This window comes from Micromonospora sp. CA-263727 (genome assembly GCF_050942455.1).
Lineage (GTDB): Bacteria > Actinomycetota > Actinomycetes > Mycobacteriales > Micromonosporaceae > Micromonospora.
This window is the reverse complement of record NZ_CP192031.1, coordinates 5,358,265-5,372,551: the sequence shown is the minus strand read 5'-3', so window position 1 is coordinate 5,372,551 and position 14,287 is coordinate 5,358,265. Positions and strand designations below refer to the sequence as shown.

Genomic DNA, 14,287 nt, shown 5'->3' with positions numbered 1-14,287 from the left:
CGTGCTGCGGTATTCCTACTGACCGTAAGTTACACCACTGTTACGCCCGCTGGCGCGGGTGGGTCGCCGTCCCGCCATCCGGACGCCTACCGCCGGACGCCCCCACCGCCGCGCGCCTCCGCTCAGACGACGGCACCGTCGTCGGGGTCGCGGTCGTCGGCGTCGCCGGGGCGTAGCCGCCACACCAGCGTGACGAAACCGGCGAGGATGCTGGTGAAGCCGAGCAGCGTCACCACCCCGCGATCCGCGGGGACCAGGTCGGGGAAGAGAAAGAGCAGGAAACCGAGCACCACGGCGAGCACGCCGGCCACCGCGTACTTGGACACCCGGGGCAGCGGCGGGGGCGGCGGCGGGACGTAGCGTTCCTCGGCGTCGGGGTCGTCGGGCAGGTCGGTGCCGAAGGTGTCCAGGCCGTCCAGGAGCGACGGCCCGTCGCCGTCGCGCGGGCCACCAGAGACGGAGACACCGGAGATGTCGGCCGCGTACGGCAGCCGGCGCACGTCGGTCGCGGTCGGCCCGGCCGGCTCGTCGGTGCCCGGCCGGATCGCCGTGGCCGTGCCGCCGCTGCGCTCCGGCTGGTCGTCCACGTCCTCCGCGGCCGGCCACGGGTGCTCGCCGGCCCCGGGCGAGCTGTGGTAACCGGCGACGATCCGGGCCCACTCCGCGTCGATGTCCGGCTCGTCGTCGGCGCGACCACCGCCGGTCTCGTCGGTGAGCTGGCTGAGGTAGTCCCGGGCCGTGCCCAGGTGGGAGCGGTCCACGTAGAGCCGGTCCACCGGCCGGGGCGGCACGGTGGTGGTGCGGGTGACCGGGTTCAGATCCGCTGACGGTTGCAGGTAGGCGGCGATGCCACCGGCGGCCAGCACGTCGAGCAGGTGCTCGCCGACGCGGGGATCGACGTCGCCCGCGACGGCGTACTCGCTCGCGTCGAGCCCGTTGTCCCGCCGACCCCGACGGGCCCCACCCGCTGACACCGGACCACCCTCCTCATCGCGCCACCGGCGCGCCCCGCGTCCAGCCCCCTCGGCGTGCCCCCGCACGCCGTGCTCTGAATCGTGACACGTCCGGGGTCGGTTCGGGGAGTGCCTTGTGGCGTGGGGTACGTCGGCGCGTCCCGTCGCCGCTGGTCACGACCGGGCTCTTTGTCCTTTTGTGCTCAGGCGGCGAGGTTGGCGATGGCGACGCGGACGGGGTCGGGGTTGGCCCAGCTCCAGTTGGGGTGGGCGCGGTTGGTCAGCAGGACGAGGACCATCTTGCGGGCGGGGTGGACGAGGAGGCTGGTGCCGGTGAAGCCGGTGTGTCCGAAGGTGCGGGAGGTGGTGAGTTTGCCCATGAACCAGGATTGGTTGAGGACGACGCCGAGGCCGTGGTCGGAGGTGCGGTTGGGGCGTTCGGCGTCGACGGCGGGCAGGCCGGCGTTGACGTTGGTCAGCATGCGTTTGGTGGTGGCCTCGGAGAGGATCCGGGTGCCCTTGTAGGTGCCGCCGTTCAGGAGCAGCTGTCCGATGACGGCGAGGTCGGTGGCGGTGGAGAAGATGCCGGCGTGTCCGGCGATGCCGCCGAGGTGGTTGGCGACGTCGTCGTGGACGGTGCCGCGGAGCAGTCCGCGGGAGGTGCGGGCGTCGGTGGCGACGAGGCGGTTGGCCTGGTCGGTGCTGCTGAGCCAGGTTTTGGGGTTGAAGCCGGTGTCCTTCAGGCCGAGTGGGCCGGTGAGGTTGGTCTTGAGGGCCTGGTCGAGGCGTTGGCCGGTGACCTTCTCGACGAGTTGGGCGGCGACCATGAGTCCGACGCTGGAGTAGCGGAACACGGTGCCCGGTGTGGCGCCCTTGATCAGTGGGGTGGCGAGCACCGCGTTGCGGCGGGCGCTGTCGTTGGGCAGGCCGGTGACCTTGGCGCCGACGGGTAGGCCGCTGGTGTGGGCCAGTAGCTGGGCCACGGTGATTTTGTCTTTGCCGGCGCCGGCGAAGCCGGGTAGGTAGTCCACGACGGGGGCGTCGAGGGCGATGCGGCCCTTGTCGACCTGTTGCAGGGTCAGGATCGCGGCGAAGACCTTGGTCAGCGAGGCGGTATCGAAGATCGAGTCGAGGCGCATGTCGACCTGCTGGGCCTCGGGCAGCAGCACCGGGCCCGCGCCGTAGCGCAGCGCCTTGCCGACCGCCGCGCTGCCGATGACCTTCCCGTCGACCTGGCAGAGCACCACCGCGCCGCCGTACGCGGGATGGTTCGGGTTGGCGCTGGTCGGCTTGAGATGCCGGGTGAGTTCGGTGGCCAGGGCGCGGCCGAACGGGGACGGCGCCCCGATGCCGGCCTGCCCGGTGATGGTGCCGCCGGCCGACGCGCTGGCCGAGCTGCCGGGTGCCGCGCCGAGTCCCTCGGTGGCCGGCGCGGCCGAGGCGCCGGCCGGGCCACCCGCCGACGCCGACGTCGACGGTGCCGCCGACGAGCCGGTGCCCGGTCCACCTGCCGCCCCGGCGTTGCTGGCCGGCGACCCGGCGGGAGCGCCCGCCGAGGAGGGGGCCTGCTCGCGGCAGCCGGTGGCGACGGCGGTGAGGGCGGCGAGACCGGTGCCGAGCACGGTACGGCGGTGCACAGACATGCGCGGCATCATGACAGGCGCAGGTCACCGGCCGCAGCCCGGCATCCCGGTTGTTTCCGCGTCGTTCATCCGGTCGGATAGTGATAATTCTCATTCTGATCGTTCTTGATTATCGAACTGATCTGTGCCGTCGCCCCGATCGGGGTTTCACTCTCGGTGATCGGGCGTGGTGGTGCCGCAGACCGTTGTGGAGCGTCGTGGCCGTAGCGCCGTCTCGCATGACCTGCCCGGTGATTCCCAACCGGTGCCGTGCGACCGATGCCGGCGGGCGGCGTCGATGCCGGTCGCCGGCAGTGATCGCGCCGGCGACCAACGGTCATCTGTCCGTTTTGCATCATCGGTCGGCTGTGGTCGCCGTGGGCAGCATTTGAGCTGCGGTTCTACTGCCCCCAGCGCCCTTCGTCAATGTGTTGATCGTGATTCGTTGATCTCTCTAGGCTGCGCCTGACTTTCGCTGGGTTCTGCCTTACGGGGAGGCTGACTGTGCAGGAGCAGTGGGTGCGTGGCGGTGTTTTCGTCGCGCTGGCGGGCGGCGATGGTTTCGTCCGCTGGGCGCGGCGGGTCGCGGTGGCGCTGGCGGTGTTGCTGGTCGTGACCATGTCGGACGTTCCGGTCCGGCCCGACCGGGCGGTGGCCGCGCCGAAGCCGGCCGCCGAGCCGACGCCGGCGGCGAAGCCGGCCTGTCCGGATGATCGTCCGGACGAGGTGTCGGCGGCGGTGGCCGCGCGGTTGTGTGGCGAGCGGGTCGAGGTGGCGGGCCGGCGGTCGGAGACCGTGCAGGTCTTCGCGAACCCGGACGGCACCCTGACCCAGGAGCAGGCGCTCGCGCCGGTGCGGGTCCGCCAGGGTGACAGCACGTGGGTGCCGGTGGACCTGACGTTGCAGCGCCGGGCGGACGGCACGGTGGTGCCGAAGGCGCACGCCCGCGACCTGAGCTTCGCCGGCGCTTCCCCGGCGGCGGGTGAGCACGAGGTGGTGTCGCTGGGCGCCGGCGCGGAGCGGACGTCGCTGGCCTGGACCGGCCCGTTGCCGGAGCCGGTCCTCGACGGCCGGACGATCACCTACCCGGACGTGCGTCCCGGGGTCGACCTGGTGTTCCACGCCCACGCGACCGGCTTCGAGCAGCATTTCGTGGTGAGGAACCGGACCGGCCTGGCACAGGTACGCAAGCTGACGTTGCCGATGCGTACGGGCAAGCTCACCGCGACCGCCGACGGCATGGGTGGGCTGGTCCTGAAGAACTCGCGGGGGCGGCGGGTCGGTCAGGCGCAGACGCCGATGATGTGGGACGCCAAGGTTTCCCCGGACTCCGCTCAGCACCTCAACCTGGCGCCGGTCGCGCTGCGCACGAGATCGGCCGGCAAGGGCCGTACGCTGCTGGAGTTGACGCCCGACGCGGACTTCCTGGCCCGCGAGGACCTGACCTTCCCGGTGACGATCGACCCGCCCACGTCGCTGTCGCCGTCGTTCGACGCGTTCGTGCAGAACAGCTTCTCCAGCGACCAGTCCGGCGCCAGTGAGCTGCGGCTCGGCTTCGCCAACGACGGCGGGTCGTTCACCGCGCGGTCGTATCTGCGGTTCAACACCACCGGTTTCGCCGGCAGCAAGATCATGACGGCGAAGTTGCGGTTGTGGAACTTCCATTCCTGGTCCTGCAACGCCGCGTCCTGGGAGGCGTGGCGCACCGACACGGTGGACTCCTCGGTGCGGTGGACGAACCAGCCCACGGCGCGGGCGAAGGTCGGCACGTCGACCGAGACCAAGGGCTACAACTCGTCCTGCAACGACGGTTACGTCTACATCGAGGTCGGCGGGGCGTTGCAGCACAGCGCCGACAACAACCTGTCCAGCGCGAGCGTGATGCTGCGCGCCACCTCCGAGTCGGCCACCGCCGGGTGGAAGAAGTTCGACTCGGCCGAGGGCGGTCGCCCGCCGCTGCTGACGATCACCTACAACAGCGCGCCCACGGCGCCCACGGCGCTGGCCGTGGCTCCGTGTTACACCGCCTGCGGGGCGGGGGCGCGGACCGCGTCGTTGCGGCCGACGCTGTCGGCGAAGCTGGCCGACGCCAACGCGGGGCAGACGTTGCAGGCCGAGTTCGAGGTGCGCAACAAGAGCACCCTGGCCGTGGTGTCCACCTCCGGGCTGCGCTCGGGTAGCCCGGCGTGGACCAACGGGTCGACCGCGTCGTGGCAGGTGCCGGTCAACCTGGCCAACGGCACCGCGTACGAGTGGCGGGTGCGCGGCAAGGACCCGCACACCTACGGGGGCTGGACCGGGTGGTCCACGTTGACCGTGGACACTGCCAAGCCGGGTGTGCCGTTCGTATCGGCGGCGATCTACCTCAACGACGGGCAGCCGCACGGCGGCGCGGAGGCGCCGGACACGTTCACCTTTACGCCCGCGTCCGGCACCAACGATCTGGCCGCGTTCGTCTACAAGCTCGATTACGAGGCGAGTGCGACGACGGTGGCGGCGACCGCCGCGAAGTCGGTGACGTTGCGCCCGCGTGACGGCCAACGGACGTTGACGGTGCAGGCGAAGGACTCGGCGGGCAACCTGTCCGACCCGAACCTGTACGTGTTCGCCGCTGGTGACGCGGCGCTGGCGCAGCCACTGCCCGGTGCCACCGTCGTGAAGCGCACCAAGCTGGAGATCACCACCCCGGTCGCCGGCTACACCCGGGCGTACTTCGAATACCGGCGGGGGCCGGGTGGGGCGGTGTTGCCGGTTCCGTCGGCGAACCTGACCTCGGCCACCGGCGCGCCGATCACGGCGACCGCCGCCAGCCCGGTCACCCTGTCGTCGCTCGGCGGGTACGCGATCTGGAACGCCACCGACACCCTCGGCCTGACCGGCGGTGTGGTGGAGGTGCGGGCCCGCCTCTACACGGCCAGCGGCAGCACCCCGGCATACACGATTCCGTGGGTGCGGGTGACGGTCGACTCCAGCGGTGCCGGTGCCGCCGGTGACGACGTCGGTCCAGGTTCGGTGAACCTGCTCACCGGCGACTACGCGCTCTCCTCGACCGACGCCGACGAGCTGGGTCTGTCGGTCTCGCGGGCGTCGTCGTCGCGTAACCGCAGTGACGGTTACCTGCCGATGGGTCAGCGGTTGACGCCGAACCAGCAGCAGGTCTCGACCAACCTGACCGGTTTCACCGTGCCGGCCACCTCCTCGGCGGTCCGCTCCACGGTGCGCGGTCAGGGCGAGACCACTCCGGTCGACTCGTTGGAGATCACTCCGGTCACTACGACCAGCAACGACACCTACGTGGCGGTCGGTGGCGACGGTGGGGCGATGCGGCTGGGTATGACGGCCGGCAAGACGTACCGGATGACGGGTTGGATCTTCGTGCCCGCCGCGACCGGCCTTGTTCCTGAGAACGCCCAGCGTGGGTTGCGGATCGTCGGTTTCCACCGGGTGGGCGGGGTCTACACCGAGGTCGTCTCGCCGATGGCCGCCTACACCGAGGGATGGCAGGAACTGTCGGTGGACATGACCGTCCCCGCCGGTGCCACCGAGGCGTTCTTCCGCCTCTACAACGGTGCCCAGGGCGGTTCCGGACGCCGGGTCTACTGGGACAACCTCTCCTTCACCGAGATCGTCGCCCCGTTCGGGCCCGCCTGGACCGGTGGCGCCACCGGTGGCGCGGCGGATGTCGACTACACCACCCTCACCCTGCCGGAGCCGTCGCTGGCCCAGGTCAACACCATCGGCGGCGGCTGGATCACCTTCGCCAAGAACACCGACGGCACCTCCTTCACCCCGGAGCCGGGCGCGGAGGGAATGATCCTGAGCCGGGTGGGCAGCACCGCCTACCGGTTGTCCGAGCTGGATGGCACGGTCACGGAGTTCGCCCAGCAGGGTGGGGTGTGGGCCGCGACCTCGTCGTGGACGGCGGAATCGAACACCACCACCCGCTACACCTACGAGACCGCCGGCGACCGGCTGCTGCTCAAGAAGGTGATCAATCCGGTCGAGCCGGGCGTCGACGACACCAACAACTGCACCACCGCCACCCCCGCCCGCGGCTGCGAGGTCCTGGAATACGAGTACGCCACGACCACCACCTCCGGGCTGAGCCAGAGCGTCTTCGGCGACTACACCGACCGGGTCTCCGGGGTGAAGCTGTGGGCCTGGGACCCGAACACCTCCGCGATGACCGCCACCCACATCACCCGTTACGCGTACGACAACCTGGGCCAGCTCCGCGAGGTCTGGGACCCCCGCGTCAGCCCGGCGCTCAAGACCGCCTACGAGTACGCCGACGGTCGGGTCGCCAAGGTCACCCCGGCCGGTGAGCTGCCGTGGCACTTCGACCACGGCAACCCCGACATCGACTCCGCGGCACTGCGCTGGGACCTCGACGCCGGCTCCGGCACCAGCGTCGCCGACTCTTCGGGCAGCGGCCGCACCGGCACCATGGCCTCCGGCGTGACCTGGGGCTACGGCAACGACCCCGACAACCCCGCCGACCGCGCCGCCGTCTTCACCGGCGGCACCGGCCAGCAGATCAGCGTCGCCGGCACCGCCCTGTCCAACACCTCCTCCTACACCGTCTCCGCCTGGGTGCGCCTGAAGACCAAGACCGCCAACCGGACCGCGGTGTCCAAGGACGGCTCGCGTACCAGCGGCTTCTTCCTCAACTACGTCGCCGCCGACGACCGGTGGGCCTTCTCCCGGGTCAGCGTCGACAGCGACGCAGCCACCCCGATCCGGGCCACCTCCAACACCGCCCCGGTGGCCGGCCGGTGGACCCACCTGACCGGCGTCTACGACACCGCCAGCGGACGGATGAAGCTCTACGTCGACGGTGTGCTCCAGAGCACCACCGCCGCCGTCGGCGGCTGGAACGCCACCGGCGGATACGTCATCGGCCGGGCCAAGTGGGCCGGCGCCGCCGCCAACATCTGGGACGGCGAGATCGACGACGTCCGCGTCTACGGCAAAGCACTCACCGACGACCAGGTCACCGACCTGGCCGGCGACGAGAACACCGGCCGGCTGCTCCGCGTCCGCCGCCCCGCCCTGCAACAGGGCTCCACGACCGCCCTCGACGGCGAAGTCGCCACCAACGTCGTCTACAACGTCCCGCTCACCCAACTGGCCGGCGGGCCGTACAACCTGAACTCCGCCGCCATCGCGGCCTGGGGCCAGGTCGACCTGCCCACCGACGCCACCGCCATCTTCGGGCCGGAGGACAACCCCGGCCGCAACAGCGCCATCCCCCCCACCCCCGGCACCAACGGCTACAAACACGCCACCGTCCACTACCTCTCCGCCGGCGGCAAGGAGGTCAACACCGCCACCCCCGGCGGCCACATCGACACCCAGGAGTACGACCGGTTCGGTAACGTCATCCGCACCCTGGAAGCCACCGACCGCGCGCTTGCCTTGGGCACCCTGCCCAACGCCGACACCTTCCTTGCCGAGTTGGGCCTGGCCGGTTCCGACACCGCCAGCCGGGCGCTGGCCCTGTCCACCATCAACACCTACAGCACCGACGGCATCGACCTGCTGGAGACCGTCGGACCGACCTCGACCATGGTCCTGGAGAACCCGCTCGACGACCCCGACGGCACCGGACCGCTGGAGGCCATCCCCGCCGGCGCCACGGTCATCGGCCGGGCCCGCACCGTCAACACCTACGACGAGGGCAAACCCGACGGCGCCACCTACCACCTGCTGACCCGGGAGACAAAGGGCATGCAGATTGATGGCTACCCCGACGCCGACGTACGGGTCACCAAGAACGGATACGACGCCGAGTACGGCGGAGTAGCCGGCTGGACGCTGAAGAAGGCCACCAGGCAGACGACCGACGCGGTATCGGGGGGCAAGAACCTGAGCTCCGGGGTCGTGTATGATCCCGCCGGGCGAACGATCAAGTCGGTGGGGATCGGCTCGTCCGGCACGGACGCCAAAACCCAGGAGAACATCTACTACACGGCCGGGGCGAACGCGCAGGACAGTGCGTGTGGCAACAAGCCGGAGTGGGCCGGAAACCTGTGTGTGACCCGGGCTGCCGGTGCGGTGACCGGGCATGACCCGGCCCGGATGACCACCAGCCTTCCGGTGCGTCGGGTGGTGTCCTACACCCGCCACGGCGACGAGGCCGTGGTGACCGAAACGGCAGCCGGCAAGACCCGCACCACCACCATGACGCACGATGACGCCACCAGAGTGATCAGCAAAGCGATCACCTCCGACGAGGGCGCACCGATCCCAACAGTGACCACCATCTACAGTCCAACCTCAGGCAAGGTCACGGCCACCACGATGGGCGGCGCGTCCATCACTCGCGAGTACGACCTGCTGGGCCGGCTCGTGTCGTACACCGATGCCGATGGTGGGACGACGGTCAACGAGTTCGACCGGTTCGGCAAGCAGGTGAAGGTGTCCGACCCGACCGGCCACGCGACGTACGGCTACGACCGTAACGCTGAGCCGCGGGGCTTGTTGACCAGTGTCACCGACAGCATCGCGGGGACCTTTTCGGCGAAGTATTCCCCGGACGGGCAGCTCACCGAGCTGAAGTACCCGGGTGGGCTGACCCGCACCGACCGACTGGACGTGAACCTGAAGCCGGTGGAGCGGACCTACACCCGCGACTCCGACGGAGAGGTGATCTTCTCCGAGTCGGTGGTCACCAACACCGCCAGCCAGTGGGTGGAGCACACCTACACCGGCGGTGCCAAGACCTACCGCTACGACCGGCTCGGCCGGCTGGTCCGGACGCAGCACGACAGCGCGATCACCGAAGGCTGCGTCACCCGCACGTACACCCACGACGACCGGACGAACCGGACTGGCAGTGCCCAGTTCGGCCCGGGCCCGGAGGGTGAGTGTGACGAGTCGACGGCGACCGCGACCCGGACCCACGACTACGACACCGCGGACCGGTTGACCGACGACGGGTACGTCTACGACGCCTTCGGCCGCACCACGAACCTGCCCGGCGGCCTGGTCAACAGCTACTACGCCAACGACCTGGTGCAACGCCAGCAGCTCGATGACGCGCGGCAGACCTGGACCCTCGACCCGGCACACCGATTCCGCGCCTTCACCACCGAAACCTTGGTCGACGGCAACTGGGTGGGCGCGACGTCGAAGCTGAACCACTACGGCGACGACACCGACAACCCACGCTGGATCATCGAGGACACCACCGCCGGCACCCTGACCCGCAACGTGGCCGGCCCGGACAACGACCTCGTCGCCACCACCTCCGCGACCGGCGACGTCGTACTCCAGCTGACCAACCTGCACGGCGACATCGCGGCAACGATCAACACTGGGCTGACCGAGCCCGAACTGTTCGACCACGACGAATACGGCGTGCCGATGCCGGGGCAGGCCACCCAGCGGTACGGGTGGCTGGGCGGCAAACAACGCTCTGGTGAGACGATCGGCGACGTCATCCTCATGGGTGTCCGCCTCTACAGTCCGAGCCTAGGACGGTTCCTGCAGGTCGATCCTGTCTTCGGTGGAAGCTGCAACCCCTACGAATACACCTGCGCCGACCCGATCAACGCCACCGACCTGGACGGCAAGCGGAAGTGCTCGCGCTGGGCAAGGTGGGCCTGCAACGCCGGACGCACCACATGGAAAGCAGCTAAGGCTGTCTATCGCAACCCGATCGGGCGGACCATTGTCAACGCGGCGGTTGTCGCCGGTGCCGTTGCGCTTTGCCCGGCATCTGGCGGAGTCACCTGCGCGATGGGAGCCGCATTCGTCGCTGGGGCCGCTACGGGTGCATTATCTTACCGGGCGACGACTCGGAAGCGAAGCTGGAAAGGCTACGTGGGCGCATCGGCGCGCGGCGGTGTGACGGCAATGGCGGGTGCGTACGGCAAAGCGTTCACTGCTGGATGGGTAGGAAACCTTACGTACAAGCGGGGGAACTGGATCACCAAGAAGTCGTGGCAGCTGCATTGGGTTCGTGCGTCGGGACGCTGGGTTAGGACTGGGCGATTCTTCTAAGAGGTTACGCAAATAGGACAGCGGTCGGTATGAGGCGGGCACAGGACATTAGTGATCATTGAATTGCCTGTGCCCGCTGTCTCAGCATGGCTGAGTGACCCCTTGCTGGACACCCGCAGCCTGACCGACGACATCGCCCGCAAGGCGTCAAAGTCCCGTCCAGGCCACAAAACGATGGCACATCGAGTACATGAACGCCTGGCGCAACGCGTTCAACCGGCTGCAATGCTGCTACGAGCGCAAGGTGAACGTGGGCCACGCCTACTTCGACCTCGCCGATACGATCATTACCGTGCGTAGCCTCACCGGCGAGCATGGACCCTCTACCGATGGGACAACCAGCGGGCCCGCGGGCCAGCCATGATACCTGATCTATCTGCGCAACGACTAAGCTGAGCGGCGAGACTTTGGGTTCGAGCGAAGGGGACGAAGGGCGAGAGGCGGCGGATGGATAAAAATGGCAACAGTCCTCGACGATGGAATTCAGGCGAGGCACTGGAAGACTGGAGAAGGCTTGGGCGGAAACGGCGCCGTGAGGTGGTGGAACTGGCGGCTCGTGGCGCTCGCCATCCTGATGCTCGCGTTGCGCGGACCGCTCAGCGCTGGGCGCGTACCGTGCTGGAGGAAGATGCTACAAGCCGTGAACGATGGGCGACGGTAGGTCGATCGGGATTCATCGGATTTCTGATTGACGTTGCCTTGTCGCCGTTCAATGGAGGGGTTGGTGGCCAGGCAACAGGTGGTGCCCTTGGTGGGGAATTCAGTCGGAAGGGGAGAAAAGCGGCCAGGCTTATTCTGCAATTAGAGGGCCAGGAACATATGCCTGAGTAAATCGCGCCGGCTCCGGTGTGTCTGGCTGGGTGTTGGAGACGCCGACGAAGGTGGTCGCTGATGCGGGGCCAGGTGGACGGAACCTGACTGCGTACGCGGTGTACAACGCTCGCGGTCAGGTGCTCAAGTCGTGGGGGATCGGCTCGACCGGGTCGGACGCGATGGCCCACGAGATTATCTACTACACCGCCGGGGTGAACGCCCAGGACAGCGCGTGCGGCAACAGGCCGGAGTGGGCCGGGGAGCCGTGCGTCACCCGGGCGGTCGGTGCGGTGACCGGGCACGATCCGGCCCGGATGACCACCAACCTCCCGGTGCGGCGGGTCGGCTCCTACACCCGCTACGGCGACGAGGCCGTGGTGACCGAGACGGCGGCCGGCAAGACCCGCACCACCACCACGACGTACGACCCGGCGACCCGGGTGACCAGCGCGGCGATCACCTCCGACGAGGGCGCACCGATCTCGGCGGTGACCACCACCTACAGCCCGACCTCGGGTGATGTCACCGTCACCTCGATGGGTGGCGCGTCCATCAGCCGTGAGTACGACCTGCTGGGCCGGCTGGCGTCGTACACCGACGCCGACGGTGGCACGACGGTCAACGAGTTCGACCGGTTCGGCAAGTCGGTGAAGGTTTCCGACCCCACCGGCCACGCCACGTTTGCCTACGACCGGGTGGCCGAGCCGCGCGGCCTGTTGACCAGTGTCACGGACAGCGTCGCCGGCACGTTCTCGGCCAAGTACTCCCCGGACGGGCAACTCACCGAGCTGAAGTACCCGGGTGGGCTGACCCGGACCGACCGGCTGGACGCCAACCTGCAACCGGTGGAACGGACGTACACCCGCGACTCCGACGATGAGGTGATCTTCTCCGAGTCGGTGGTCACCAACACCGCCAGCCAGTGGGTGGAGCACACCTACACCGGCGGTGCCAAGACCTACCGCTACGACCGGCTCGGCCGGCTGCTCCGGGCACAGCACGACAGCGCGATCACCGAGGGGTGCGTCACCCGGACGTACTCCTACGACGACCGGACGAACCGTACCGGCAGTGCCGGGTTCGCCCCCGGGGCTGACGGTGAATGTGACGAGTCGACGGCGACCACCACGCGCAGCCACACGTACGACACGGCGGACCGGCTGACCGACGACGGGTACGTATACGACGCGTTCGGCCGCACGACGAACCTGCCGGGTGGCCTGGTCAACAGCTACTTCGCCAACGACCTGGTGCAACGTCAGCAGCTGGACGACGCACGGCAGACGTGGACCCTCGATCCGGCGCACCGGTTCCGCGCCTTCACCACGGAGACGCTGGTCGACGGCAACTGGGTCAACGCCACGTCGAAGTTGAACCATTACGGCGACGACTCCGACGAGCCCCGGTGGATCGTCGAGGACACCACCCTGGGCAACGTCACCCGTAACGTGTCCGGCCCGGACAGCGACCTGGTCGCCACAACCTTGGCGACCGGCGACGTGGTGCTGCAACTGACCAACCTGCACGGTGACGTGGCCGTGACGGTCGACACGGCGCTGACCGAGCCGGAGTTGTTCGACTACGACGAGTTCGGCGTGCCGATGCCGGGCCAGGCCGACCAGCGGTACGGCTGGCTGGGCGGCAAGCAGCGCTCCGGTGAGGCGATCGGCGACGTCATCCTGATGGGCGTCCGCCTGTACTCACCCACGCTCGGGCGGTTCCTCCAGGTCGACCCGGTCGACGGCGGTAACGCCACCGCGTACGACTACTGCGCCGGTGACCCGGTCAACTGCACAGACCTGGACGGCAAGTGGGGCTGGGGCAGCGTCAAGAAGGGCCTGTCGAAGGTCGCCAAGGTCTCCTCGTACGCCTCGATGATCCCTGGCCCGATCGGCACCATCGCCGGCGTGGTTTCCGCTGTGTCGTACGCGGCGACGGGGAACTGGAAGGAGGCCGCCTGGGCGGTCGCCGGCGCGGCAGCCGCCGTGGTCGGCGCCGGCGCGGCCGTCAAGGGCGCCCGCCTCGCCGTGAACACCGCCCGCGCCGCTGCGCGGGCTCGTAAAGCCTCGAAGGCCGCTAAAGCAGTTAGAAGCGCCCGCTCGGCGAGCGCGGCTAGGGCGTCGAGGCAGGGTCATTGCGTAGTCGGGTGACTGCTGGTCACGGTGGCGATGAGGTCGTGGGGGCGACGGTTGGCGCGGCGGATTGCTCTGGCGATGTTGGTCTCGCCGTTGCCGCGGTGGAATCCGATGGCGGTGTTGCGTAGGACCGCTGCGACGGCGGGTCCGTTGCCGGTCCGTGCCTGGTGGGCGTCTTCGTGGAAGGTGACGTCGCGGATCCGTGCGCCGTGAGGCGCTGCTGTTTCGAGTGGAGGTGGGAGACCTCCACCGCTGACCCTGTCGCAGCAGGGCGGTGGAGCTGAGGGCAGCCTGGTCCGGGGAGTGCCGGGGACGGCGGGAGCAGCCCTGACAAAGTCGGGACGTGCCAGTACTGCCAGATGGTGCGGGTCCGGTGAGCGTGATGGAGAGGAGTACGCGAGGAACCTGTGTTCTTACGTCCCTCAAGATGTGACCGACCTTGAACCTGGCGGATGCGGGTCGGATGCGGTGCGCACCTTCTTCCTTGGGGTGAAGGGAACTCCTAGATGGCCCTGGATTCGGCTGTCGGGAGGCCGTGGCGAAGGGCTGCGGGGTAACCATGGCGATGCCGCTGGGACATAGCAGGGCTCCTACTTCGTCGAGCGAACAGCAGTGAACACGGGAACCGTCTCGATGCTGCCTATCCTGCGTGCAGCCTGTGCGAGGGAAGGGCTGGGTCCACTGCCGACCGATCGGATCGGGATGGGGCGGAGCCGTCGTAGTACTCCGAGGCCGGGAGAGCCGGTCACATGGGGAA

Annotated in this window: 5 protein-coding genes; 3 read left to right on the top strand and 2 right to left on the bottom strand. The window is 69.1% G+C overall.

The features are described from left to right. Positions 1-122: 122 nt before the first annotated feature. Positions 123-974: a DUF308 domain-containing protein gene (locus tag ACQPYA_RS23395; RefSeq protein WP_433529240.1), complete on the bottom strand. Its 852-nt coding sequence runs from the start codon at positions 972-974 to the stop codon at positions 123-125. A gap of 182 nt (positions 975-1,156) precedes the next feature. Then, positions 1,157-2,596, bottom strand: a complete 1,440-nt coding sequence (locus ACQPYA_RS23390; protein ID WP_433529239.1) for a serine hydrolase domain-containing protein — start codon at positions 2,594-2,596, stop codon at positions 1,157-1,159. A gap of 498 nt (positions 2,597-3,094) precedes the next feature. Between ACQPYA_RS23390 and ACQPYA_RS23385 the strand changes: the two genes are divergently transcribed. From ACQPYA_RS23385 to ACQPYA_RS23375, 3 genes are all read left to right on the top strand, one after another. Then, positions 3,095-10,582, top strand: a complete 7,488-nt coding sequence (locus tag ACQPYA_RS23385; protein WP_433529238.1) for a LamG-like jellyroll fold domain-containing protein — start codon at positions 3,095-3,097, stop codon at positions 10,580-10,582. Positions 10,583-10,772: 190 nt separating this feature from the next. After that, positions 10,773-10,946, top strand: a complete 174-nt coding sequence (locus ACQPYA_RS23380; protein WP_433529237.1) for a hypothetical protein — start codon at positions 10,773-10,775, stop codon at positions 10,944-10,946. A 628-nt stretch (positions 10,947-11,574) separates the two neighbouring features. Next, the gene (locus ACQPYA_RS23375) at positions 11,575-13,545 is read left to right on the top strand and encodes an RHS repeat-associated core domain-containing protein (protein WP_433529236.1); all 1,971 of its coding nucleotides are present in this window, start codon (positions 11,575-11,577) and stop codon (positions 13,543-13,545) included. Positions 13,546-14,287: the final 742 nt, after the last annotated feature.